Source organism: Roseateles toxinivorans, from assembly GCF_004362525.1.
Classification (GTDB): Bacteria; Pseudomonadota; Gammaproteobacteria; order Burkholderiales; family Burkholderiaceae_C; genus Paucibacter; species Paucibacter toxinivorans.
Genome location: NZ_SNXS01000004.1, coordinates 201,785 through 226,579 on the forward strand (window position 1 = coordinate 201,785; position 24,795 = coordinate 226,579).

General features: G+C 65.9%; 24 protein-coding genes. 20 read left to right on the forward strand and 4 right to left on the reverse strand.

The genetic code is table 11. The features are described from left to right. The first annotated feature begins 136 nt into the window (after nucleotides 1–136). From DES47_RS16095 to phbB, 3 genes are all read left to right on the forward strand, one after another. On the forward strand, nucleotides 137–1,855 hold the full coding sequence (locus tag DES47_RS16095) for a PHA/PHB synthase family protein (RefSeq protein ID WP_243748332.1): 1,719 nt from the start codon (nucleotides 137–139) through the stop codon (nucleotides 1,853–1,855). Nucleotides 1,856–1,908: 53 nt separating this feature from the next. After that, complete coding sequence (locus tag DES47_RS16100; RefSeq protein ID WP_133701761.1) at nucleotides 1,909–3,090, forward strand: acetyl-CoA C-acetyltransferase; 1,182 nt, start codon at nucleotides 1,909–1,911, stop codon at nucleotides 3,088–3,090. 142 nt (nucleotides 3,091–3,232) lie between these two features. Further along, on the forward strand, nucleotides 3,233–3,970 hold the full coding sequence (phbB, locus tag DES47_RS16105; protein ID WP_133701762.1) for an acetoacetyl-CoA reductase: 738 nt from the start codon (nucleotides 3,233–3,235) through the stop codon (nucleotides 3,968–3,970). A gap of 79 nt (nucleotides 3,971–4,049) precedes the next feature. Here phbB and DES47_RS16110 read toward each other — a convergent pair whose 3' ends face one another. Beyond that, nucleotides 4,050–4,598, reverse strand: coding sequence for a carboxymuconolactone decarboxylase family protein (locus DES47_RS16110; RefSeq protein WP_133701763.1), 549 nt, complete (start codon nucleotides 4,596–4,598; stop codon nucleotides 4,050–4,052). A 59-nt stretch (nucleotides 4,599–4,657) separates the two neighbouring features. Between DES47_RS16110 and DES47_RS16115 the strand changes: the two genes are divergently transcribed. From DES47_RS16115 to DES47_RS16140, 6 genes are all read left to right on the forward strand, one after another. Further along, on the forward strand, nucleotides 4,658–4,996 hold the full coding sequence (locus DES47_RS16115) for a winged helix-turn-helix transcriptional regulator (RefSeq protein ID WP_133701764.1): 339 nt from the start codon (nucleotides 4,658–4,660) through the stop codon (nucleotides 4,994–4,996). Nucleotides 4,997–5,008: 12 nt separating this feature from the next. Beyond that, a complete protein-coding gene (locus DES47_RS16120; RefSeq protein WP_133701765.1) occupies nucleotides 5,009–6,256 on the forward strand; it encodes an MFS transporter in 1,248 nt (415 codons plus the stop codon). A gap of 56 nt (nucleotides 6,257–6,312) precedes the next feature. Continuing rightward, nucleotides 6,313–7,140 (forward strand): TIGR00266 family protein, encoded by an 828-nt coding sequence (locus DES47_RS16125; protein WP_133701766.1) that lies wholly within the window; start codon nucleotides 6,313–6,315, stop codon nucleotides 7,138–7,140. A gap of 106 nt (nucleotides 7,141–7,246) precedes the next feature. Continuing rightward, on the forward strand, nucleotides 7,247–8,233 hold the full coding sequence (locus DES47_RS16130; RefSeq protein WP_425057456.1) for a YncE family protein: 987 nt from the start codon (nucleotides 7,247–7,249) through the stop codon (nucleotides 8,231–8,233). Beyond that, a complete protein-coding gene (locus DES47_RS16135; protein ID WP_133701767.1) occupies nucleotides 8,220–9,005 on the forward strand; it encodes a polysaccharide deacetylase family protein in 786 nt (261 codons plus the stop codon). Before DES47_RS16130 ends, DES47_RS16135 begins: the two co-directional genes overlap by 14 nt. Beyond that, complete coding sequence (locus tag DES47_RS16140) at nucleotides 9,006–9,980, forward strand: sterol desaturase family protein (protein ID WP_133701768.1); 975 nt, start codon at nucleotides 9,006–9,008, stop codon at nucleotides 9,978–9,980. A gap of 15 nt (nucleotides 9,981–9,995) precedes the next feature. Here the strand turns inward: DES47_RS16140 and DES47_RS16145 are convergent, their stop codons facing one another. Continuing rightward, nucleotides 9,996–11,069: a sensor domain-containing diguanylate cyclase gene (locus tag DES47_RS16145; protein ID WP_133701769.1), complete on the reverse strand. Its 1,074-nt coding sequence runs from the start codon at nucleotides 11,067–11,069 to the stop codon at nucleotides 9,996–9,998. Between the two features lie 108 nt (nucleotides 11,070–11,177). Between DES47_RS16145 and DES47_RS16150 the strand changes: the two genes are divergently transcribed. From DES47_RS16150 to ntrC, 6 genes are all read left to right on the forward strand, one after another. Continuing rightward, entirely contained in the window at nucleotides 11,178–12,059 is an 882-nt protein-coding gene (locus tag DES47_RS16150) for an EI24 domain-containing protein (protein WP_133701770.1), read from the forward strand. Nucleotide 12,060: 1 nt separating this feature from the next. Beyond that, nucleotides 12,061–12,855, forward strand: a complete 795-nt coding sequence (locus DES47_RS16155; RefSeq protein ID WP_133701771.1) for a competence/damage-inducible protein A — start codon at nucleotides 12,061–12,063, stop codon at nucleotides 12,853–12,855. 244 nt (nucleotides 12,856–13,099) lie between these two features. After that, nucleotides 13,100–14,515 (forward strand): type I glutamate--ammonia ligase, encoded by a 1,416-nt coding sequence (glnA, locus tag DES47_RS16160; protein ID WP_133701772.1) that lies wholly within the window; start codon nucleotides 13,100–13,102, stop codon nucleotides 14,513–14,515. Nucleotides 14,516–14,729: 214 nt separating this feature from the next. Further along, nucleotides 14,730–15,221 carry a hypothetical protein gene (locus DES47_RS16165; protein ID WP_243748333.1) on the forward strand — a complete coding sequence of 164 codons (492 nt, stop codon included), beginning with the start codon at nucleotides 14,730–14,732 and terminating at the stop codon, nucleotides 15,219–15,221. Nucleotides 15,222–15,234: 13 nt separating this feature from the next. Continuing rightward, a complete protein-coding gene (gene glnL / locus DES47_RS16170) occupies nucleotides 15,235–16,317 on the forward strand; it encodes a nitrogen regulation protein NR(II) (protein WP_133701773.1) in 1,083 nt (360 codons plus the stop codon). Between the two features lie 32 nt (nucleotides 16,318–16,349). Further along, nucleotides 16,350–17,828: a nitrogen regulation protein NR(I) gene (gene ntrC / locus DES47_RS16175; RefSeq protein WP_133701774.1), complete on the forward strand. Its 1,479-nt coding sequence runs from the start codon at nucleotides 16,350–16,352 to the stop codon at nucleotides 17,826–17,828. A 66-nt stretch (nucleotides 17,829–17,894) separates the two neighbouring features. On the opposite strand, the gene DES47_RS16180 is transcribed toward ntrC, so the two are convergent. Then, nucleotides 17,895–18,845 (reverse strand): MBL fold metallo-hydrolase, encoded by a 951-nt coding sequence (locus DES47_RS16180; protein ID WP_133701775.1) that lies wholly within the window; start codon nucleotides 18,843–18,845, stop codon nucleotides 17,895–17,897. Nucleotides 18,846–18,925: 80 nt separating this feature from the next. Here DES47_RS16180 and def point away from each other — a divergent pair, with 80 nt between their 5' ends. Continuing rightward, nucleotides 18,926–19,462 carry a peptide deformylase gene (gene def / locus DES47_RS16185; protein WP_133701776.1) on the forward strand — a complete coding sequence of 179 codons (537 nt, stop codon included), beginning with the start codon at nucleotides 18,926–18,928 and terminating at the stop codon, nucleotides 19,460–19,462. A gap of 99 nt (nucleotides 19,463–19,561) precedes the next feature. Beyond that, a complete protein-coding gene (locus DES47_RS16190) occupies nucleotides 19,562–21,562 on the forward strand; it encodes a DUF6600 domain-containing protein (RefSeq protein WP_133701777.1) in 2,001 nt (666 codons plus the stop codon). A 95-nt stretch (nucleotides 21,563–21,657) separates the two neighbouring features. Here the strand turns inward: DES47_RS16190 and DES47_RS16195 are convergent, their stop codons facing one another. Continuing rightward, entirely contained in the window at nucleotides 21,658–22,269 is a 612-nt protein-coding gene (locus DES47_RS16195; protein WP_243748334.1) for an arylesterase, read from the reverse strand. A 77-nt stretch (nucleotides 22,270–22,346) separates the two neighbouring features. On the opposite strand from DES47_RS16195, the gene DES47_RS16200 reads away from it, so the two are divergent. The 3 genes from DES47_RS16200 (at nucleotide 22,347) to minD (ending at nucleotide 24,794) form a co-directional block, all read left to right on the forward strand. Then, complete coding sequence (locus tag DES47_RS16200) at nucleotides 22,347–23,039, forward strand: ABC transporter ATP-binding protein (RefSeq protein ID WP_133701779.1); 693 nt, start codon at nucleotides 22,347–22,349, stop codon at nucleotides 23,037–23,039. Nucleotides 23,040–23,120: 81 nt separating this feature from the next. Continuing rightward, complete coding sequence (gene minC / locus DES47_RS16205; protein WP_133701780.1) at nucleotides 23,121–23,909, forward strand: septum site-determining protein MinC; 789 nt, start codon at nucleotides 23,121–23,123, stop codon at nucleotides 23,907–23,909. A gap of 69 nt (nucleotides 23,910–23,978) precedes the next feature. Next, a complete protein-coding gene (gene minD, locus DES47_RS16210) occupies nucleotides 23,979–24,794 on the forward strand; it encodes a septum site-determining protein MinD (RefSeq protein WP_133701781.1) in 816 nt (271 codons plus the stop codon). Nucleotide 24,795: the final 1 nt, after the last annotated feature.

Below are 24,795 nucleotides of genomic sequence, written 5' to 3' on the forward strand. Positions count from 1 at the left end.
ATGGTATGTCATCGTCACGAAAGTTTTTTGGCGTACAAACACGGCAAAGCGCAAAGCGCTTGTAGCATGCACTCAAGGGCTCGAACACGTCACACAGACGTGCCGAATCGAGTACCGACAGAGTGTGAGGAGACATATGAAGCGCAAGTCTGCCCCGTCCGCCCCGGAGACGGCAAACCCGGCGGCGAATCCCGCCCTGGACGCTCTGCCCGGCATGGGCGAGATGTTGAAGTCGCTGAGCAGTCTGCAGCTGCCCATGGACGCCCTGGCCCAGCTGCAGAGCGACTATCTGAAGCAGGCCACCGAGCTGTGGAACGGTTCGGTGCAGCGCCTCTCGGGTGAGGGTAAGGAGGCCAAGCCGGCCCCGGCCCTGCCCGACCGGCGCTTTGCCAACCAGGCCTGGGCCGAGAACCCGGCCACCGCCTATATGGCCCAGATGTACCTCCTGAATGCCCGCACCCTGATGGAGATGGCGGACAGGATGGAGGGCGACGAAAAGACCCGGGCGCGGGTGAGATTTGCCGTGCAGCAATGGGTCGATGCCGCTTCGCCGAGCAACTACCTGGCCTTCAACCCCGAGGCCCTGGCCAAGGCGCTGGAGACCAAGGGCGAGAGCATTGCCAAGGGCGCCAAGCAGCTGTGGGAAGACGTGCGCAAGGGCCATGTGTCGCAGACCGACGAGTCGGCCTTCGAGGTGGGCCGCAATGTGGCCACCACCGAGGGCGATGTGGTGTTCGAGAACGGACTGTTCCAGTTGCTCGAATACAAGCCGCTGACGGCCCAGGTCTTCGAGCGGCCGCTGCTGATGGTGCCGCCCTGCATCAACAAGTACTACATCCTCGACCTGCAGCCCGAGAACTCGCTGATTCGCTATGCGGTGTCGCAGGGGCATCGCGTGTTCGTCGTCAGCTGGCGCAACCCCGACACCTCTTGCGTGCAGCTGACCTGGGACGACTACATCGAAGACGCCGCGATCAAGGCGATCGAGGTGGTGCAGGAGATCAGCGGCGCCAAGACCATCGACACCCTGGGCTTCTGCGTCGGCGGCACGATCTTGAGCACCGCCCTGGCCGTGCTGGCCGCCCGCGGCGAGCAGCCGGCCGCCAGCGTGACCCTGCTGACCACGCTGATCGACTTCAGCAGCAATGGCGTGCTCGACATCTTCGTCGACGAGGCCTCTGTGAAGCTGCGCGACATGACCATAGGCCCCGACGCGCCGACCGGCCCGGGCCTGTTGATGGGCAAGGACCTGGCCGCCACCTTCAGCTTTCTGCGCCCCAATGACCTGGTCTGGAACTATGTCGTCGGCAACTATCTGAAGGGCGAGGCGCCGCCACCGTTCGACCTGCTGTACTGGAATGGCGACAGCACCAATCTGCCCGGGCCTATGTACTGCTGGTACCTGCGCCACACCTATCTGCAGAACGAGCTGATCGAGCCAGGCAAGCTGACCGTCTGCGGCGAGCCGGTGGACCTCACCCGCATCGAGGCCCCGGTCTATATCTACGGCTCCCGCGAAGACCATATCGTCCCCTGGGACAGCGCCTACCGCAGCACCCAGGTGTTCAGTGGCAAGAAGCGTTTCGTGCTCGGTGCCTCGGGCCATATCGCCGGCGTCATCAACCCGCCGGCCAAGGGGAAGCGCAGCCACTGGATAGGCAAATCGACCTTCCCCGAGAACGCCCAGGACTGGTTCAAGGGCGCGACCGAGTACCCCGGCAGCTGGTGGACCGACTGGGCCGAGTGGCTGGGCGAGCATGCGGGCAAGAAAATTGCTGCACCGAAGACGCCGGGTGGCCGCAAGTACAAGGCCATCGAGCCGGCACCTGGGCGCTATGTGAAGGAAAAGGCCTGAGGCCTTGCCGTGTCCCTACAAACTGAGCCCAACAAACTGAGCAGGAGAACCTCATGAGCACCGACATCGTCATCGTCGCCGCCACCCGCACCGCCATTGGCAAGTTCGGTGGCGCCCTGGCCAAGACACCGGCCACCGAACTGGGCGCGGCCGTGCTGGCCGAGCTGATCAAGCGCACCGGCATCGAGGCTGGTCAGGTCAGCGAAGTCATTCTGGGCCAGGTCTTGCAGGCCGGCACCGGGCAGAATCCGGCGCGGCAGTCGGTCATCAAGGCGGGCTTCCCGAACACCGTGCCGGCCATGACCATCAACAAGGTCTGCGGCTCGGGCCTGAAGGCGGTGATGCTGGCCGCCCAGGCAATACGCGACGGCGACAGCGAGATCGTCATCGCCGGTGGCCAGGAGAGCATGAGCTTGAGCCCCCATGTGCTGAATGGCTCGCGCGACGGCCAGCGCATGGGCGACTGGAAGATGATCGACTCGATGATCGTCGATGGCCTGTGGGACGTCTACAACCAGTACCACATGGGCATCACGGCCGAGAACGTGGCCAAGAAATACGGCGTGTCGCGCGAACAGCAGGACGCACTGGCCCTGGGCTCGCAGCAGAAGGCCGCCGCGGCGCAGGACGCTGGCCGCTTCAAGGACGAAATCGTGCCCTTCAGCATCGCGCAGAAGAAGGGCGACCCGATCGTCTTCTCGGCCGACGAGTTCATCAACCGCAAGTCCAATGCCGAGGTGCTGGCCGGACTGCGTCCCGCCTTCGACAAGGCCGGCAGCGTCACCGCCGGCAATGCCTCGGGCCTGAACGACGGCGCCGCCGCCGTGATGGTGATGAGCGCGGCCAAGGCAGCCGCGCTGGGCCTGAAGCCGCTGGCGCGCATTGCCTCCTATGCCAGCGCCGGGCTGGACCCCGCCTATATGGGCATGGGCCCGGTGCCCGCCGCTCGCAAGGCGTTGGAGCGCGCAGGCTGGAAGGCCTCCGACCTGGACCTGCTGGAAATCAACGAGGCCTTCGCCGCCCAGGCCTGTGCCGTGCACAGCGAAATGGGCTGGGACACCAGCAAGGTCAATGTCAACGGCGGCGCGATCGCGCTGGGCCACCCTATCGGCGCCTCGGGCTGTCGCATTCTGGTCACGCTGCTGCACGAGATGCAAAAGCGCGACGCCAAGCGCGGTATTGCCAGCCTGTGCATAGGCGGTGGCCTCGGCGTGGCGCTGACCGTGGAGCGCTGATATCGAGCACCGCAGCGCCGGCATGAGGGGGAACCCGATTGACCGGGCCAGCGGCCTGCGTGACCCTAGTTGACGGGTAGCTTGCCCAGACGAGCAGGCCCCGAGTTTTGGCAGACAGCGCTAGAAGCGCAAGGAGACATCAATGACGCAGAAATTGGCTTACGTCACCGGCGGTATGGGTGGCATCGGAACCTCGATGTGCCAACGCCTGCACAAGGAAGGCTTCAAGGTCATCGCCGGTTGCGGCCCCAGCCGCGACTTCGACAAATGGCTGGGCGAGCAGAAGGCGCTGGGCTACACCTTCTACGCCTCGGTCGGCAATGTGGCCGAGTGGGAGTCGACGGTCGAGGCCTTCGCCAAGGTGCGCGCCGAACACGGTGAGGTGGATGTGCTGGTCAACAACGCCGGCATCACCCGCGACGGCATGTTCCGCAAGATGAGCCGGGCCGACTGGGACGCCGTCATCAACACCAATCTGAACAGCATGTTCAATGTGACCAAGCAGGTCATCGAAGGCATGCTGGATAAGGGCTGGGGCCGCATCATCAATATCTCGTCGGTGAACGGCGAGAAGGGCCAGTTCGGTCAGACCAACTACTCGGCGGCCAAGGCCGGCATGCACGGGTTCACGATGGCCCTGGCCCAGGAAGTGGCCAACAAGGGCGTGACGGTGAACACCATCAGCCCGGGCTATATCGCCACCGACATGGTCAAGGGCATTCGCCAGGACGTGCTGGACAAGATCGTTGCCACGATCCCTGTCAAGCGCCTGGGTACGCCGGAAGAAATCGCGTCCATCCTGGCCTGGTTGGCCGGCGAGGATTCGGGCTTCACTACCGGGGCGGACTTCAGCTGCAATGGTGGCTTGCACATGGGGTGAAATGGGACAGCAAGCAGCCCTGCGGCTGCTTGCTCGCCTATTTCACGCCGAGGGCCTGCAGGCCCTCGGCCGGGGAGCATCAATCTCCAGGAAACCTCGCCCCATCTGCTTCCAGCGGCAGCTGCAGCGCATTGGTCAGATAGCTGACCGTGCGGTAGAAACCGGCCAGCATCAGCAGCTCCAGCATCGCCTCGTCGCTGAAGCCGGCCTTCAGCCCACGCCAGAGCGCGTCATCGACTTGGCATTCGCGGTGCAGCGACTCGCACAGGCGCAGCAGATCGCGCTCCTCTTCGATCCAACAGCCATCTCCCGATCCGCCCCTTGCCAGCGACCGGACCTGCGCAGCGTCGAAGCCTGCGCGCGCGCCAAACAGCGCGATATGCACCCCCCACTCGTACTCGGACCGGCACAGCGCCGTGGTGCGTGCAATCACGATCTCGCGCTGCCTCAACGTCAGGTGGCCGCGGTCCAGCAGTCCGCCGGCAAAGAACTTACCGAACAGCCGCGGGTCCCGCGCCAGCGTGGTGAACAGGCGCAGCGGCGCGCGGCCGGGCGGCATGGTGCGGTCCAGCGCCTGCTGGATCTCGGTGGGGAATGGGGCCTGGGCTTCGGGCATACGTGCCGACATGGTCTTGCTCCGCTATAGTTTGCATAGCAATGCTACTCATTTGCTATGAAAAGTAAAGCATGAAGACTCCAACGACCGGCACGCCGGTGCGTGGCTCGACGACCGGCCGCCCCATCATGGTGGCGCTGGACCTGCTGGGCCGGCGCGCGGCGCTGCGCATCTTGTGGGAGCTGCGCGGCGAGCCCTTGACCTTTCGCGCGCTGCAGCAGGCCTGCGACAGCAATCCCAGCCTGTTGAACACGCGGCTCAAGGAGTTGCGCGCCACCGGCCTGCTGGAGCATGCCGATGGCGGCTACCGGCTCAGCGCGAGCGGCCGCCAGCTGTTGACCGCGATGCAGCCCTTGTATGACTGGGCCGAGCAGTGGCAGGGTGGTGACGTCCCGCCGGCGCGACCTTGAGACAATCGAACCATGGCCGAGCTTCAGTCTGATCAACCCAAGAAACCAGCCCTGAGCGACAAGCGCGAGCGCGGGCTGCTGTGGCTCTTGGCCTTCACCCAGTTCACGGTGATCACCGATTTCGTCATCATGATGCCGCTGGGCCCGCAGATCATGGAGGCCTTCTCGGTCGGTCCGGCCGCGTTTGCCACCGCTGTGTCGGCCTACTCCTGGTGCTCCGGGCTCTCGGGCCTGATGTCGGCCACCTATATCGACCGCTTCGACCGCAAGCGCCTGCTGCTGGTGGTCTATGCGCTGTTCGCGCTGTCCAATCTTGGCTGTGCACTGGCCAGCAGCTTTTCGCTGATGGTCTTGTCGCGCGCATTTGCGGGGTTCACCGGTGGCGTGATGGGCGCGCTGGTGATGGCCATCGTGGCCGATGTGATCCCAGCGCAGCGCCGGGGTACCGCCACCGGCCTGATCATGACGGCCTTCCCGATGGCGGCCGTGGCCGGCGTGCCGCTGGGCGTGTTTCTGGGTGCACGCCACGGTTGGCAGTCGCCGTTCTATGTGCTGGTGCTGGTCTCGGTGCTGATCTGGGTGATTGCGCGCTACGCCTTGCCAAGGCTGAATGCCCATCTGGCGCAGCGGCGGGTGCCGATGGCGGAGGTGCTGCCTCAGCTGTGGGCGCTGCTTAGGGAGCCGCGGCATCTGCGGGCGTTTGCGCTGTCGGGACCGATGATGATGTCGGGCATGCTGGTGATTCCCTTCATCTCGCCGGTGTTCGTCGCCAATCTGCATCTCAAGCCCGAGGACCTGTCCTGGGTCTATATGGCCGGCGGGTTGGCCACGCTGTTCACCGCGCGGGCCGTGGGCCGCCTGAGCGACCGTTACGGCGCCGTGCGGGTGTTCCGGGTCTTGGCCCTGGTGTCCGCGCTGCCGCTGGTGGCCGTGACCTACCTGCCGGCCTGGCCGCTGTGGGGCCTGATGCTTTTCTTCCCGCTATTCATGGTGCCGGTGTCCGGCCGGGTGATCCCGATGCAGGCGCTGCTGTCCACCGTGCCGGCCATGGCCCAGCGCGGCGCCTTCATGAGCGTGAACAACGCCATCCAGTCGCTGGGCGTGGGCTGTGCGGTCTGGGTCGGCGGCCTGCTACTGAGCAATGGCCCCGGCGGCCGCGTCGAGGGCTATCACCTGAATGGTTGGCTGGCCCTGGCGCTAACAGCCTGGGCGATGTTCTGGATCGGCCGCGTGCGGCCCACCATTGCCGGTGCGCATTGAAATTTCAGTACCATCGCGCCCTGCGTAACCCAAACCGTTTGATGAGGATGAAGAACATGGCGATGGACGTTGTTGATTACGAGATCAAGGGCGCCGAAATGCAGTTTGTCGAGGTCGAACTCGACCCCGGCGAGGCGGCGATTGGCGAGGCCGGCAGCATGATGTTCATGGATGCAGGCATTGCCATGGACACCATCTTCGGCGACGGCTCGGCCGCCCAGGGCGGCTTTCTGGGCAAGCTGCTCGGCGCGGGCAAGCGCCTGATCACCGGTGAATCGCTGTTCACCACCGTCTACACCAATCAGGCCGGTGGCAAGCAGCGCGTGGCCTTTGCCGCCCCATACCCAGGCAAGATCCTGCCGATGGATCTGCGCCAGCTCGGTGGCACCCTGCTGTGCCAGAAGGATGCCTTTCTGTGCGCCGCGCGCGGCGTGTCGCTGGGCATAGCCTTTCAGCAGAAGATGTCAGTGGGCTTCTTCGGCGGCGAGGGCTTCATCATGCAGAAGCTTGACGGCGACGGCCTGGCCTTCGTCCATGCCGGGGGCACCGTCGTGAAGCGCGAGCTGCAGCCGGGCCAGACCCTGCTGGTGGACACCGGCTGCGTGGTCGCCTACACGCCCAGCGTCAACTTCGAGATCCAGTACGTCGGCAAGATCAAGACGGCCCTGTTCGGCGGCGAGGGCCTGTTTCTGGCCAAGATGACCGGCCCGGGCACGATCTGGCTGCAAAGCCTGCCGTTCTCGCGCCTGGCCTCGCGCATCTTCGCTGCGGCACCGCAGCGAGGCGGCAGCCGGGAGGAGGGCTCCTTGCTGGGTGGCGTTGCGGCTGGCGGCGTATTGGGAGGAGGGCTTTTGGGGGGCTTGCTGGGGGGCGATGACGAGTGAGTCGGCTGGACTCTGCTTGATCTGCATCAGGCTCGCAAGCCGAGCCTGATGCCCTCGCCGCCTACACTAGACGGTTCAGCTCCCAGACCCCGGATTGCCCTTGAACCTGCTTACTCTGACTTTGCGCCGCAGCCTGGCCCTGGTGGCCTGTGCCGTGGCTGGCCTGGCCCAGGCCGCCTCGCCGCCAATCTTCGTGCTCAACTCGCTGGACGCCGACATCAGCGTGATCGATGCGGACACCTTCACCCAGATCAAGCGCATCCCGACCGGCAAGGAGCCGCACCATCTGTACCTGACGCCGGACGAGAAGTCGCTGATCGTGGCCAATGCGCTGGGCGATTCGCTGACCTTCATCAACCCGGTCACGGCCGAGGTGCAGCGCACCCTGCGCGGCATTGCCGACCCTTACCATCTGCGCTTCTCGCCGGACATGAAGTGGTTCATCACGGCGGCGAACCGCCTCAACCACGTCGATCTCTACCATTGGCTGCCGCTGGAAACAAATCCGCTGAAGCTGATCAAGCGCATCGAAGCACCCGAGACGCCCAGCCACCTCTACATCGACAGCAAGAGCACGCTGCTCTATGTGTCCATCCAGGACAGCGACGAGCTGATGGTGATAGACCTCAACACCCAGACGCCGCGCTGGAAGATCAAGGTCGGCAAGATGCCGGCCGACATCTACCTGACGCCCGATGACAAGCACATCCTGGTGGCCCTGACCGGCGACAAGCTGGTCGAGATCTATGACGTCACCGGCGCCCAGCCGAAGCTGGTCAAGCGCCTGCCCACGGGCAATGGGGCCCACTCGTTCCGCGCCTGGGGCGACAAGCGCCATGTGCTGGTCAGCAACCGCGCCGGCAATACCATCAGCAAGATCGACCTGCAGGGCTTTGCCGTGGTCGATCAGTTCCCGGGCCCCGGCGGCCCGGACGATATGGAATTGCTGCCCGATGGCAAGACGCTGCTGGTCGGTTCCCGCTGGGCCGGCAAGCTGACGATGATTGACACGAAGACGCGCAAGGTCGTCAAGCAGGTCAAGGTGGGCAAGTCGCCGCATGGCGTCTGGACCCTGAACCATGCGCCGCGCTGAGGTGTGCCGGACCCTGCTGACGCTTGTTCTGGCCGGCCTGCAGGCCGGTGCCTGGGCCCAGGCCTGTGACAAACCGGTCTATCTGACCTTCGACACCGGCCATATGGAGGTGGCGCCGCTGGTCGCCGAGGTCCTGCAGCGCCATCAGATCAAGGCTACTTTCTTCCTGGCCAGCGAGATCACCAAGACCGGCGGCACCAGCCTCGACACCACCTGGGCCCCCTGGTGGAAGGCGCGTGCCGCCGAAGGTCACGATTTCGGCAGCCACACCTGGGAGCACGACACCTGGCTGGCCGATCGGGCCGATGGCGGCTTTCGTGTGCGCACCGGCACCGGGCCCGAGCCGGGCCGCATTCGAGAGGTCACGGCCGCGGCCTACTGCGAAGGTCTCAAGCGCAGCGCTGTGCGCTTCCAGGAGATGACAGGGCAAGTCATGGCCCCGATCTTCCGGGCCCCCGGCGGACGTACCTCACCGGCACTGCTGGCCACGGCTCAGGCCTGTGGCTTCACCCATGTCCCCTGGTCGCCCAACGGTTTTCTCGGTGACGAACTGGACAGCGACAAATACCCCAATGCCCAGCTGCTGGAGCGCGCGCTGAAGAGCGTGCGCAGCGGCGACGTGCTATTGGCTCATCTGGGCATCTGGAGCCGTCAGGCCCCCTGGGCGCCGGCCGTGCTTGAGCCGCTGATCGTCGGCCTGAAGGCCAGGGGTCTGTGCTTTGCGCCTTTGCGCGATCATCCGGTCTATGGCCCCCTGATCAAGAAACCCTAGATGGACAGCTTGTACGACACCGTGACCGACGCCTTTGGCCAGGTGCAGCAAGTCCTGTTCGAGGCGGTCGTGCAGCCGCTGGTGTTTGGCCTGGGCATGAGCAATCTGATGGAGGAGGCCTTTGCCGCCACCGGCTGGCTGCTGGTGGGCCTGCTGCAGATCGCCGTCATGCTGACGGTGATTCGGGCCTTGGAGCGGCGCCGTCCCGTCGAACCGGTGGTGGACCGCTCGGCGGTACGTGTCGATGTGATCTACACCCTGATCCACCGCCTGGGCCTGTTCCGCCTGGCGATGTTTTTCAGCATCGATCCGCTCTGGGATGCCCTGTTCGGCGCATGGCGCCTGGCGGGTGTGCCCACCTTCCAGCTCGATGGCATCTGGCCCGGCGTCAGCGATCAGCCGCTCATCAGCTTTGTGCTCTACCTGCTGGCCTTCGACCTGCTCGACTACTGGATCCATCGCGGCCAGCACCACTTCAACTGGTGGTGGAAGCTGCACGCGCTGCATCACAGCCAACGCCAGATGACGATGTGGAGCGACAACCGCAACCACCTGCTTGACGACCTGCTGCGCGACGCCATCTTCGTGCTGGTGGCCCGCTTCATCGGCATCGCCCCGGGCCAGTTCGTGGCCGTGGTGGCCGTGTCGCAGCTGATGGAGAGCCTGCAGCATGCCAATGTGCGGCTGTGGTTCGGCCCGGTGCTGGAGCGCATGCTGGTCAGCCCGCGCTTTCATCGCGTGCACCACGCCATCGGTGTCGGCCATGAGTCGGCGGGAAAGGGCACGCTGGGCGGCTGCAACTTCGCCGTGCTGCTGCCGGTCTGGGATGTGCTGTTCCGCACCGCGGACTTCGGCCTGCGCTACGAGCCCACCGGCATCCGCGATCAGCTGCCCGACGAGGGCGGGCGCGACTATGGTCGGGGCTTCTGGGCCCAGCAGTGGCTGGGGCTGAAACGCCTGGCCGGCCGCGCCTGAGCGCCGGCCCGCCGATCAATCGGCCGGCGCGAGTTTGATGCGGTTGCGACCGCTGGACTTGGCCTCGTACAGGGCCAGGTCGGCGCGGGCCATGATGGCCGTGGCGACAGTGTCCGGGCCAGGCGTCTGCACGGCCATGCCGATGCTGACCGTGACGGGCCGCAAGGGCCAGTGGCTGTGCTTCAGCGAGCTCATCATCTTCTGTGCCGTCACCCGTGCGCCGTCGACATCGGTATTGGGCAAGATGGCCGCGAACTCCTCGCCACCATAGCGGGCCAGACAGTCGCAGTTGCGCAGGCTCTGGCGCAGCGCCTCGGCCACGGCGGCCAGTGCGATGTCCCCGGCCGGATGGCCGAACTCGTCGTTGAACCGCTTGAATCTGTCGACGTCGATCATCAGCAGGGCCATCGATTGGCCGGCGCGCCGGTGACGGTTCCATTCTTCCTGCAGCCGCCGGTCCAATGCCCGGCGATTCCAGGCGCCGGTCAAGCTGTCGGTCAGGCTCTCGTGGGCCAGCTGGCGCATCGCCTGGCGCAGCTCCAGCTGCGCGACGACCTGGCGCGCCAGCGCCTTCAGGGCCAGCTGCTGCTGCGGCTCCAGGCGGCGGGGCTTGCTGTCGAGGACGCAGATCGTGCCAAGCGCCAGGCCCTGCGGGTTCACCAGCGGCGCGCCGGCATAAAAGCGAATGCCCAGCGGGCCGGTCACCAGGGGGTTGTCCTTGAAGCGCGGGTCCTGCGTCGCGTCGTTGACCACCATCGTGTTCTCAGGCTGCAGGATGGCATGGGCGCAGAACGCAATCTCGCGCGGTGTCTCGCGCGTGTCGACGCCGATCCTGGACTTGAACCACTGGCGGTGCTCGTCAACCAGCGATACCAGGGCGACCGGCGTGCCGCAGATCGTCGAGGCCAGGGTGGTGAGGTCGTCGTAGGCCTGCTCGGCATCGGTGTCGAGAATCTGGTAGCCGAGCAGCGCCGCCAGACGCTGGGCCTCGTTGGCCGCCGCCGGGGCGGCAGCACCGGGCCCGGGGGCAGTGCCTGGCTCGGGCTCGGGCTTGTCGGCCGTTTCGCCCAGCGGGGGGACGAGCTTCATTCGGTACTTCCTTAGGCGATTCTGTCGCCGCTCAGGGCGTTGCTCTCGATGATAGCCGTCTCGCGGCTGGCGCTTCTCGCGCCATTTCCATCGCGTATGCTTGAGCGCATGAATTTGCTGTTCGATGCCTTCTGGCGCGCCGTCGCCTATTGCCTGCATCCCAAGGTAATCCTGCTGTCGCTGCTGCCCTTGCTGATTGCCGCTGGCCTCAGTGGGGGGCTGGCCTATCTCTACTGGGAGTCGGCGGTCGAGGGCCTGCGCGCGACGCTGGACTCATGGCTGATCGTGGACAGCCTGCTGCGCTGGCTGGGCAGCATTGGCGGCGAGGGCTTCCGCACGGTGCTTGTGCCCATCATCATCATCGCGCTGGCGGTGCCGGTGATCGTTGTTGTGTCCCTCGTTCTGGTCGCGGTGCTGATGACACCAGCGTTGGTCACGCTGGTGGCCAATCGTCGCTTTCCGAATCTGGAGCGGCGCAAGGGCGCCGCCTTCTGGCAAAGCGTGCTGTGGTCGCTGAGTTGCACGGTGGCGGCGCTGTTCGCGCTGCTGCTGAGCGTGCCGCTGTGGCTGATACCGCCGCTGGTGATGATTCTGCCGCCCTTGATCTGGGGCTGGCTGAGCTTTCGCGTCTTTGCCTTCGATGTGCTGGCCGACCATGCCACCACCGAGGAGCGGCGCCAGCTGATGCGCGAGCACCGTGCGCCCATGTTGTTGATGGGCGTGATCTGCGGCTATCTGGGCGCCGCGCCGTCGCTGGTCTGGGCCTTCGGCGTGATTGCCGTCGTGCTGTGGCCGCTGCTGGTCGTTGTCACCGTCTGGATCTACACGCTGGTGTTTGCCTTTGCCGCGCTGTGGTTCGCCCATTACGCACTGGCGGCGCTCGAGAAGCTGCGCATGCTCGAGACCGTGCTGCCGCCGGCAGCCGATGGCAGCCCTCCAGCCGCCGAGTTGCCCGGCCCCGATCAACTCATTGCCCTACCTCCCATCTGACATGAACATTGGCCTGATCATCATTGGCGACGAAATCCTCTCGGGCAAGCGCCAGGACAAGCATCTGCCCAAGCTGATCGAGCTGTTGCAGGCCCGGGGCCTGAGCCTGGCCTGGGCCCGCTATGCCGGCGACGAGCGCGAGCGCATCACCGCCGACCTGCGCCATGCCTTTGCCAGCGGCGACCTCGTCTTCAGCTGCGGCGGCATCGGCGCCACGCCGGACGACCACACGCGCCAGTGCGCAGCGGCTGCGCTGGGCCGGCCGCTGGTCTTGCACCCCGAGGCCAGGGAGCTGATCCTGGAGCGCATGCGCGATGTGGCCGCCGAACAGGGCAAGCCTTATGAGCCGGACACGCCGGACAACCAGCACCGACTGAATATGGGCGTGTTCCCGGCAGGCGCGGCCATCATCCCCAACCCCTACAACAAGATCGCCGGCTTCTCGGTCGGTCATGTGCACTTCGTGCCCGGCTTCCCGGTGATGGCCTGGCCGATGATGGAGTGGGTGCTGGACACGCACTACCGCCACCTGCACCAGGCTGTTGGCGTGCTGGAGAAGTCGCTGATCGTGCAAGGCGCGATGGAGGCGACCCTGACCCCGCTTATGGAACTGGTCGAGCGCGATTACCCGGGCATCAAGGTCTTCAGCTTGCCCAGCGTCGATCACCCGCAATGGGGCCGCCATATCGAACTGGGCGTGAAGGGCGATTCCGGACAGCTGGACGCCGCCTACGCTGCGCTGAAGACCGGGCTGGCGCAGTTTGGTGCGCTGATCAGCGCCGAAATGGTGCGCTGAGGCGAAAATCAACGCACCAAAAATGGGCGCTCTGGCGCATCATGCTGGTGCGCTCGCGTTCGCAGGCCGCACGGCGTGGCGGGTCGGGCCGTATTTCCGGCCCCAGACCTGTCATCCGACGCTGGCACGCTATCTGCTAAATTGCAGTGCGATCACGAAATCGCGGCGCCTGCATGGGTGTTGCGACCGCTGAATTCGAAACCAAGCATTCCGTCCCCAATTAGCCCCTGCTGAGGAGATTTTGATGGCCAAGACCGTCGCCGATGTCATGAAAATGGTGGAAGAGAACGAAGTCAAGTTTGTTGACTTCCGCTTCACCGATACCCGCGGCAAGGAGCAGCACGTCTCCGTGCCTGTTTCGCACTTCGATGAAGACAAGTTCATTTCCGGCCACGCGTTCGACGGTTCGTCCATCGCCGGCTGGAAGGGCATCGAAGCCTCGGACATGCAGCTGATGCCCGACCCCGAAACCGCCAATATCGACCCCTTCTTCGAGGAGCCGACGCTGATTCTGACCTGCGACGTGGTCGATCCGGCCGACGGCAAGCCCTATGAGCGCGACCCCCGTTCGCTGGCCAAGCGCGCCGAGGCCTACATGAAGAGCACCGGCCTGGGCGACACCGCCTACTTCGGCCCGGAGCCCGAATTCTTCATCTTCGACAGCGTGCGTTGGGGCAACGACATGTCGGGCTGCTTCTCCAAGATCGAGGCCGAAGAGGCCGCCTGGAACACCGGCAAGGAATACGAGCACGGCAACAAGGGCTATCGCCCCACCGTCAAGGGCGGCTACTTCCCCGTGCCCCCGGTCGACAGCGGTCAGGATCTGCGCTCAGAGATGTGCCTGATCCTTGAAAACCTGGGCATCCCGGTCGAGGTGCACCACCACGAAGTGGCCAATGCCGGCCAGATGGAAATCGGTACCCGCTTCAGCACGCTGATCCAGCGCGCCGACTGGGTGCAGCTGCAGAAGTACGTGATCCACAACGTGGCCCATGCCTATGGCAAGACGGCCACCTTCATGCCCAAGCCCATCGTTGGCGACAACGGCTCCGGCATGCACGTGCACCAGTCGGTCTGGAAGGACGGCAAGAACCTGTTCGCCGGCGACGGCTATGCAGGCCTCTCCGACTTCGCGCTGTACTACATCGGCGGCATCATCAAGCACGCCCGCGCGCTGAACGCCATCACCAACCCCGGCACGAACTCGTACAAGCGCCTGGTGCCCGGCTTCGAAGCCCCGGTGAAGCTGGCCTACTCGGCCAAGAACCGCTCGGCCTCGATCCGCATCCCCTATGTGGCCAATCCCAAGGGCCGTCGTGTGGAAGCCCGCTTCCCCGATCCCCTGATGAACCCCTACCTGGGTTTCGCCGCGCTGCTGATGGCCGGTCTGGACGGCGTGGAGAACAAGATCCACCCGGGCGAAGCCGCCACCAAGGACCTGTACCACCTGCCGCCGGAAGAAGACGCGAAGATCCCGACCGTCTGCCACAGCCTGGACCAGGCTCTGGAGCATCTGGACAAGGACCGCGCCTTCCTGACCAAGGGCGGCGTGTTCACCGATGCTTACATTGATGCCTACATCGACCTGAAGATGCAGGAAGTCACGCGCTTCCGCATGGCCACGCACCCGGTCGAGTTCGATATGTACTACTCCGCCTGATCTGCATGCCGGGGGCCTCAAACCCCCGGGCAGACACAGCAAGGGACAACCTCGGTTGTCCCTTTTCCGTTATGGCCCTGGCTTGGGCCACAATCCGGCGGTGGCCGATAGAGGCCGGGTACTGACATCGGTTGCGGCATGCGCTGCGACCTGGAGGCTTTGAATGACCAGGGATACATCGTCGCGCTCAATCGGGATTTTCGGACTCACGGCCGTGATTGCAGGCCTTTGTCTGCCCGTGGCTGCCGCCGCCCAGGGCAACTCCATCGTCTATCGCTGCCCCGGCCCGCCGGTGCTCTACACCGACGCGCTGAGCGCCAAGGAGGCCCAGGACAAGGGTTGCCGCACGATAGAGGGCGCGCCGATCACGGTGGTGCAGACCAGCAGGCCCAAGGCAGCGCCGGCACCCGCCAACGCGGCGCCTTCCAGCGCAGCTTCGCGCCCCGGCGACACCCGCATCGACCCGGCTCAGCAGAAGAGCCGCGACACCGATGCCCGCCGCATCCTCGAGGCCGAGCTGCGCAAGGAGGAGGAGCGCCTGCAGGCACTGCAAAAGGAATACAACGGCGGCGAGCCCGAGCGCCGGGGCGACGAGCGCAACTACCAGCGCTATATCGACCGCGTGGCCGAAATGAAGGCCAGCATCAGCCGCAAGGAAAGCGATATCGCGGCGATCAAGCGCGAGCTGAGCAAGCTGGGCTCCTAGCCCGATGCCACCTATGGATGATCCAGTCCGGGAGCCTCACCCGCACTTCTCTGCATTCGACCTGCTGACGACGATGGTCGCCGTCGTCGGCGCCGATGGGCAATGCCTGTTCGCCAATGCCGCCTTCGAGACCAATCTGGGCCTGTCGCGCCGGGCGATGCTGAAAAGCAATCTGTTCGACACCTTCACTGACGCCAAGACCGTGCGCGACACCGTCCATGCGGTGGCGCAGAACCAGTTCTCGAACAGCCGCTTCGAGGGCCAGCTGCGGCGTGGTGCCAGCCTGCACACCGATCTGCTGCCGGTGCATGTGATCGTCACACAGATGGACGGCCCCAGCCAGGTGCTGCTGGAGCTGATCGAGATCGAGCAGCAGACCCGCCAGGATCGCGAGGAACGGGCGCTGGGCCAGGCCCAGGCGACCAAGGAGCTGATACGCAATCTGGCGCACGAGATCAAGAACCCGCTGGGTGGCATACGCGGCGCCGCCCAGCTGCTGGCGATGGACCTGGAGTCCCCCGAGCTGACCGAGTACACCGATGTGATCGTCCACGAGGCCGACCGCCTGCAGACCCTGGTCGATCGGCTGCTGGCCCCGCATCGCAATGCCCAGGTGGTGGGCGACGTCAATATCCACGAGGTCTGCGAGCGGGTGCGCTCGCTGGTGCTGGTCGAGTACCCGCGCGGGCTGAAGATCGTGCGCGACTACGACACCTCGCTGCCCGACTTCCGTGGCGACCGCGAGCAGCTGATACAGGCGGTGCTGAACATCGTGCAGAACGCCGCCCAGGCGCTGGCTGAGCGCATCGCGGCGGGGGATGCCTGTATCGTTCTGCGCACACGTGTGGCGCGCCAGGTGACTTTGGGCAAAACCCGTTGGCGCCTGGCATTGGAATTGCATGTAGAGGACAACGGCCCGGGTGTACCCCCGGACATCCGCGATCGCATTTTCTATCCCTTGGTGACAGGGCGCGACGGCGGCTCTGGCTTGGGGCTCACACTGGCGCAGACCTTTGTCCAGCAACATCAGGGGACGATCGCCTGCGACAGCGAACCAGGACGGACCGATTTTCTGATCACCTTGCCCTTGCCCTGACCGTAGTGGGGAGGGCGCGCTGGGAGTCCCGCATGAAGTCGATCTGGATTGTTGACGACGACCACTCGATACGATTTGTTCTCGAAAAAGCACTGGCCCGCGACAACCTGCCGGTGCGCAGCTTCAGCAATGCCCGCGACGTGCTTGCGGCCCTGGAAGACGACAGTCCCCAGGTGCTGGTCTCCGATATCCGCATGCCCGGCGGCTCCGGCCTGGACCTGCTGGCCCAGGTCAAGGAGCGCCTGCCGAAATTGCCGGTGATCGTGATGACGGCCTATTCCGACTTGGACAGCGCCGTGTCCGCCTTCCAGGGGGGCGCGTTCGAATACCTGCCCAAGCCCTTCGACGTGCCGCGCGCCGTCGAACTGATACGCCGCGCCCAGGAAGAAAGCCTGCGCGAGGCGGTGCAGGAAGAGCGCGACGCGCTGATGCCCGAGATGCTGGGCCAGGCGCCGGCGATGCAGGATGTGTTCCGCGCCATCGGCCGGCTCAGCCAGTCGGTGGTCACGGTACTGATCACCGGCGAGTCCGGCTCCGGCAAGGAGTTGGTGGCCCGTGCCTTGCACAAGCACAGCCCCCGCGCAGAGGGGCCATTTGTTGCCATCAACACGGCGGCGATTCCTAAGGACCTGCTGGAGTCCGAGCTGTTCGGCCATGAGCGCGGGGCCTTCACCGGCGCCCAGGCATCGAGGCGCGGCCGCTTCGAACAGGCCGATGGTGGCACCCTGTTCCTTGATGAGATCGGCGATATGCCGCTGGACCTGCAGACGCGGCTGCTGCGTGTGCTGAGTGACGGTCAGTTCTACCGCGTCGGTGGCCACAGCCCGCTGAAGAGCACAGTGCGCGTGATCGCCGCCACCCACCAGAATCTGGAGGACCGGGTCAAGCAGGGGGCCTTCCGCGAAGACTTGTTCCACCGCCTGAACGTGATACGCCTGCGCCTGCCGGCCCTGCGCGAGCGCCGCGAAGACATCTCCACCCTGGCGCGCTTCTTCCTGCAGAAGAGTGCGGTCGAGCTGGGCGTCGAGGCCAAACGTTTAAGCGATGCGGCACTGGCCCGGCTGGAGGTGTTCGACTTCCCCGGCAATGTGCGCCAGCTGGAGAATATCTGCCACTGGTTGACGGTGATGGCGCCCACCCAGGTGGTCGAGCCTAAGGACCTGCCGCAGGAGTTGCTGCAGGACGAGGCCGCGGCCGAGGCCTCGACGGTCGAAGCACCGCCGGCGGGCACGGCGGCGCAAGCCCAGCTGCCCACGCCGCTGGTGCCGCTGCGCGAGCTGGGCACCGGTGTGCAGGACCCCTGGCTGATGGAGCTCAAGCGCGAGGCCCAGCATCTGCTGGAGCGTGGCGTGAAAGACGTCTGGGACGTGCTCAGCAAGCGCTTCGAGGCGCAGCTGATTCACTGCGCGCTGGAGCAGACCCGCGGCCGCCGCATCGAGGCCGCGCAGAAGCTGGGCATTGGCCGCAACACCATCACGCGAAAGATCCAGGAGCTGGGTTTGGACGATTGATACGCTGACTGGTCCCGGATTGCATCCGGGCTACGGTGAGTGTGTAGCCCGGATGAAATCCGGGGCCTAAGTCGTCTTGTCCCGATCCAGCCAGATGCCCAGCCCCTGGGCATTCAGCTCCACATCCATCGCCAGCAGATCGTCGATGCAGGCCTCGGCCAGCAGGCAGCCGTGCGCGCGCAGCGAGCGGCGGTAGAGCAGGGCCAGGTCTTGCTTGATGCTGGCATGGCGGTCAGGCGCGTCGAGCTGCGCCAGGCCTATGGCCACCGTTGCGTCCAGATGCTCCAGCAGCAACTCGCTCAGGCGAGGCAGGTCGCTGATGCGTCCGTAGTGGGTCAGCTGCATATGCAGCGGCCCCTGCCGCATCATGCGCGCTATGCTGGTGCGCAGGGCCTCGGGGTCGAACTGCACCGGGGTGCTGGTTGGGATGATCCAGGGGCCCTTGGCGGTGTCGAACTCGCGGTAGCTGAGGCCGAAGGTGTCGCCGGTGAACCAACTGCGCGAGCGCTCGTCCCAGATGCAGTGATGGTGGCGGGCATGGCCCGGCGTGTCGGCGAACAGCAGTGGGCGGCCGCCGAGCTCCAGCTGCAGGCCGTCGCTGGTGCTCAGCACCCGAGCGGCGTCGACACCGACCAGCGTGCCGTAGGAGCGCTGCATTTCCTCCTCGCCATAGACGGCCAGCGCCCCCTGATAGAGCGCAGCGGGATCTATCATGTGCCGCGCACCACGGGGGTGCACGGCCACCCGGGCCTGTGGCAGGGACTGCATCAGCAGGCCCACGCCGCCGGCATGGTCCAGATGCACATGGGTGGGTATCACCCAGTCGACCTGCTCGGGCCGCAGGCCCAGATACTCCAAGGCGCCGAGCAGCCGGGGCACCGCATGGTTGGTGCCGGTGTCGATGAAGGCGGCACGGCCATCCTCGACGATCAAATATGCGGCGTCGAACAGCGGGCGCTGAAAGCCGGTGTCGATGGCGTACACGCCGTCGCCGAGGTCTTGCAGATAGTCGGGCATGGGTCGTTTGGGAGAGTCTCGTCTGATAGTAATCTACGGCTCCTGTGCGGCCCGGGCCGCGCCTCTCAATCTGAGTAAACATGGCCATCCACGAGATCCTGAAAATGGGCGATCCCCGCCTGCTGCGCATCGCCCCGCCGGTGCAGGCCTTCGACACCCCCGAGCTGCATGCGCTGATCGCCGATATGTTCGAGACCATGGCCCACGCCCAGGGCGCGGGCCTCGCCGCACCGCAGATCGGTGTCGATCTGCAACTGGTGATCTTCGGCTTCAAGAGCAATGTCCGCTACCCGGAAGCGCCGCCGGTGCCACCGACGGTGCTGATCAACCCGGTCATCACGCCGCTGTCCGACGAGCGGGTCGATGGCTGGGAGGGTTGCCTGTCGGTGCCGGGCCTGCGCGGCGTGGTGCCGCGTTTTGCGCGCATCCGCTACACCGGCTTCGATCAGTACGGGGTGGCCGTCGATCGCGAGGCCGATGGTTTCCATGCCCGCGTGGTCCAGCACGAGTGCGACCATCTGATCGGCACGCTGTACCCGATGCGTGTCAAGGACTTCAGACAATTCGGTTACACCAGCGTCCTGTTCCCCGAACTGGACCCGAACGACGACGATTGATTCGTAACAAGCCGTATGCGTCGTCAGCCCGATGTTGGCGGCCGGCGTTGTGGCACTGACGTCCTGCCTCCAGTGCAGGGCAATCCGGAGCCCTGTGCCATGACATCCCCCCGCCCCACCGGCCTGATTGCGCAGCGCCTGCGCCGATTCAGCACCGTCCTGTTCCTCGGCCTGAGCCTGGTGGCCGGCGCCGCCTTTGCCGACCCTCCCGGTCGTGTCGGCCGCATCGCCGAGATCGAAGGCCGGGTCTGGCTGTTCGATGCCGAGACCAATGAATGGATCTCGGCGTTGCGCAACCGGCCGCTGACCGCCGGCGACCGGCTCAGCACCGACGGCGAAGCCCGTGCCGTGCTGCGGGTGGGGCCGACCAGCCTGCTCGTCGACGGCCAGACCGAGCTGGAGGTGCTGCAACTGGACGACGAGCGCGTGCGCGTGCAGGTGCACAGCGGCAGCATTGCGCTGCGGCTGCGCACCCGCGAGACGGCGCAGGAGTACCAGGTGATCACCAACGAGGGCACGTTCAGCCCCGAGCGTGCCGGCCACTACCGCATCGACCGCCGCGACGACATCAGCTACGCCAATGTCTGGCAGGGTCAGCTGCGCTATGAGGGCCAGGGCCAGGCGATGAGCCTGGGCGCCGGTCAGCGGGTTGAACTGATGGGAGACAGCAGCCGTCTGGTCGCTCTGGGCAATGACCCATTCACCGACTGGGTGATGCGCCTGGAGACCCGCGAGGAGCGCTCAGTCTCCGAGCGCTATGTCTCGCCCGAGATGACCGGTGCCGAAGACCTGGACCGCTATGGCCGCTGGGAGCAGACCGTGGACTACGGCGCGGTCTGGATACCGCAACGTGTCGAGCCCGGTTGGGCGCCGTACCGCCATGGCCGCTGGGTCTCGGTGGCGCCCTGGGGCTGGACCTGGGTCGACGACGCTCCCTGGGGCTTTGCCCCCTTCCACTATGGCCGCTGGGCCCAGCATCGTGGCGTCTGGTGCTGGGTGCCGGGCACCTATGTGCGCCGACCGGTCTATGCGCCGGCGCTGGTGGCCTGGGTCGGAGGGCCGCAGGTCAGCGTGGGCGTCACCGTCGGGCCGCGCCGGCCGCCGGTGGTGGGCTGGTTCCCGCTGGGGCCGCGTGAGGTCTATGTGCCAGGCTACCGGGTCAGCCCCGGCTATGTGCGCAACGTCAACATCCATCATGTGCATGATGCCAACGTCATCAACCGCGCCATCGACGGGCCGCGTCGCCCGCCGCATGAGTACTACGGCAACCGTGACGGGCGCGATGCCATCACGGTGGCGCCGATTGCCCAGATCGGCCGCGGCCAGCGCATCGACCGCATCGCCGACCAGGGTACCGTGCAGGAGCTGATACGCGGCCCGGTGCACAGCGAGCCGGGCCTGCCGGTGCGATTGGCACCTGAGGGACGCGACCGGCCGAGGGATGGCGGCCGTCCGGGCATTCCGCGCTCCGACGATGATCGCGGGCCGCGTCGTTCGCCGCCGGTGATGGCCGTTCCGTCGCCGGTTCCCGCGCCAGCAGGCCAATCGGCGCTGCGCGAGTACCAGTCCGGCGTGCAACTGCCTGCCCCGGTGCAGCAGCCTCGCGATCCGATGCCGATGCGCGAGCCCGGGCGTGAAGCGGGGCGGGAGCGTCCGGGCATGCCCAGTGCCGCAGTTCCGAGCCTGCCGATACCGGCGATGCAGATACCAACGGCGCCCGCCGTACCCACGGGCGAGCCCATGGGGGCAAGGGACCGCGCGCAGCAGCAGTACGAACAGAATGTGCGGGAGCAGCAGCGTCGCGAGCAGCTGCAGCGGGATCAGATGCAGCGGGAGCAGATGCAGCGGGAGCAGATGCCGCGTGAGCCACGCGAGCGTGCCGCCCCGCCGACGCCCATGCCTCAGCGCGAAGCGCCGCAGGGTCTGCCCGTGGCGCGGCCGGCGGCTCCGCCCAGCCCGCCGGCCGCCATGCCGGCGCCACCGACGGTGCAGCGCGGCGAGCCGCCGCGGGCACCCGCGCCGCAGGCCCGGCCCGAGCGCGAAGATCAGCCCGGCAGGCGTGACAAGGAGAACCGGCGCGAGCGCACCAGCTCTCAGTGAGAGCCGTGATCGCTGAAGGGCCGGCAACAGCCAACAGCTGCGAGTAGTTGGGGTCGGAGCTGTCGGGGGTACCCGCCAGGTCCAACCCGCAACGACTAGAGCTGGCCCTTCAGCACCGCCCAGACGTTGTCCAGCATCTGCGGATGGGCCTTGGCCAGCGGGTGGATGCGGTCAGCCTGGAACCAGGCCTCGGCGTCCTTGCGCTCGGCAATGCCCTGCAGCAGAAAGGGCACCAGCGGTGCCGATTGGGCCTTGGCTACCTTCGCGAACAGGCCGGCGAACTCCTCGCCGTATTGTCTGCCGTAATTGGGTGGCACCTGCATGCCCACGATGATGGGCTTGGCGCCGGCCGCCTTGCAGGCGCCGACGATGGCCAGCAGATTGTCCTGCGTCATGCTCAGCGGCAGGCCGCGCAGGGCGTCGTTGCCACCGAGTTCGACAAGCACATGGCTGGGCCGGTGTTTCTGCAGCAGAGCCGGCAGGCGCGAGCGGCCGCCGGAGGTGGTGTCGCCGCTGATGCTGGCGTTGACCACGGTCACCGCCTGCTTGTTCTTGGCCAGGCGCCGCTCCAGCAGGGCAACCCAGCCCTCGCCGCGGCCGATGCCGTATTCGGCCGACAGGCTGTCGCCCAGCACGAGTATCAGCTTGACGTTCGGTTTGGCTGCGGCCGCCTGGGCGTCGGCCGCCAGCAAGGGGGCTTGCATCATGCCGAGCGCCAGGCTCAGGCCCAACAAGCTACAGTGCTTCACCAGCCCACGTCGACGCATTGCTTGCCCACCTTCCCATGTCAAAACCCATCATCGAAGTCCAGCGCATCACCAAAGACGTCAAAGACTCCACCGGAACCTTGACGATTCTGCATGAGATCAGCTTCAGCCTGCAGGCGCAGGAGTCGGTGGCCATCGTCGGCGCCTCGGGTTCGGGCAAGAGCACCCTGCTGTCGATACTGGCAGGTCTCGATACGCCGACCACCGGCTCGGTCAAGCTGGCCGGCACCGAGTTGTTCGACCTCGATGAAGATGCCCGCGCGGCGGTGCGATCCGCCCAGGTCGGATTCGTGTTCCAGAGCTTCCAACTGCTGGGCAACTTGAATGCGCTGGAGAACGTGATGCTGCCCCTTGAGCTGCAGGGCCACCCGGAGGCCAAGCGCCTGGCCACCGAGATGCTCAAGCGCGTGGGCCTTGGCGAACGGCTGAAGCACTACCCGCGCGTGCTGTCCGGCGGCGAGCAGCAGCGCGTGGCGCTGGCCCGCGCCTTCGTGATGCGACCGGCCCTGCTCCTGGCCGACGAGCCCACCGGCAGCCTGGACTTCGCCACCGGCGCCCAGGTGATGGAGCTGATGTTCGAGCTGAACCGAGAGGCCGGCACCACCCTGGTGCTGGTGACCCATGATGTGGGCATCGCCCAGCGCTGCCAACGGCAGCTGCACATCGAGGCCGGGCGCATGACCGAGGCCTTGGCGGCACAGCCCGCTTGAGAGGCTTTCTAGGGGTGAGCCTCAGGGCGCCACGTAAGGAGCAGCCATTACACTTGGGCTCCTTTCCAGTCCTGTCGCTCCATGCCTCTTGTTTCTGCAGCTGCGGCCGCCTCGTCGCCTCCCAATACGGCTGTGTTTGATCTGAAGAGCGCTTCGCTGACCCTGCTCGCGCTGCTGCTCAAAACCACGGACATCAAGGCGCTGAGCCAGGAAATGGCACAGCGTCTGGGCGAAACCCCCGACGTCTTCAGCCAGGATCCGGTGCTGATAGACCTGTCACCCGTGGCAGCGGCCGGCGAGATCGACTTCAAGGCGCTGGTCAAGCTGCTCAAGAGCTACAAGCTGCTGCCGGTGGCCGTGCGCGGCGGCTCTGGCGAGCAGATGGCCGCGGCGCTGGCTGCGGGGCTCGGCGAAGCGCCCGATGCCGGGCCTGCACCGGCCCGCCAGGAACCGCGTGTGCAGACCGTCGAAGTGATACGCGAAGTACCCGTCGAGGTGGTGCGCGAGGTCGAAGTTCAGGTTGCCGCGCCGGCCACCAGGACCGTCATCGTCGACAAGCCGCTGCGCTCGGGCCAGCAGGTCTATGCCAAGGGCGCCGATCTGGTGGTGATGGCCGTTGTCAGCCACGGCGCCGAAGTCATTGCCGACGGCAGCATCCACATCTACGCGCCGCTGCGCGGCAAGGCGATTGCCGGCGCCAAGGGCAATACCGAGGCGCGCATCTTTGCTGCGGTGATGGAGCCGCAGCTGGTGTCGATTGCCGGCATCTACCGCGCCATCGAGGGGCCGCTGGCGCCCGATGTGCAGGGCAAGCCGGCGCAGATCCGACTGGACGGCGAAAAGTTGCTGATGGAAGCACTTCACTACTGATCACGCATGCGCGGTCTGTCATACAGGCAGACGGCGTTTCACTCACATTCAATCGAAAGACCTTCATCTATGACGAAAATTGTTGTGGTGACCTCCGGCAAGGGCGGCGTGGGCAAGACCACGACCAGCGCCAGCTTTGCCTCGGGCCTGGCCCTGCGTGGCTACAAGACCGCGGTGATCGACTTCGACGTCGGCCTGCGCAATCTGGACCTGATCATGGGCTGCGAACGACGCGTGGTCTATGACCTGATCAATGTCATCAATGGCGAGGTCAATCTGACCCAGGCGCTGATCAAGGACAAGCAGGCCGACAAGCTCTATGTGCTGGCCGCCTCGCAGACTCGCGACAAGGATGCGCTGACCAAGGAGGGCGTCGAACGCGTGCTCGACGAGCTGAAGGCAATGGAGTTCGAGTACATCGTCTGCGACTCGCCGGCCGGCATCGAGACCGGCGCGCTGATGGCCATGCACTTCGCCGACGAGGCGCTGGTGGTGACCAACCCCGAAGTCTCCAGCGTGCGCGACTCGGACCGGATACTTGGCATGCTGAACTCCAAGACCAAGCGGGCCATCGAGGGCAAGGAGCCGGTCAAGGAGCATCTGCTGATCACCCGCTACAACCCGAACCGGGTCGAGGGCGGGCAGATGCTGTCGCTGGAAGACATTCACGAGATCCTGCGCACGCCGCTGATCGGCGTGATTCCGGAGTCGGAGTCGGTGCTGACGGCCTCCAACCAGGGCCTGCCGGCCATCCATCTGAAGGGCACGGAAGTGTCCGAGGCCTATATGGACGTGGTCGGCCGCTTCCTCGGTGAAGACAAGCCGATGCGCTTTGTCGAGGCCGTCAAGCCCAGCTTCTTCAAGCGCATTTTCGGAGGGCGTTGAG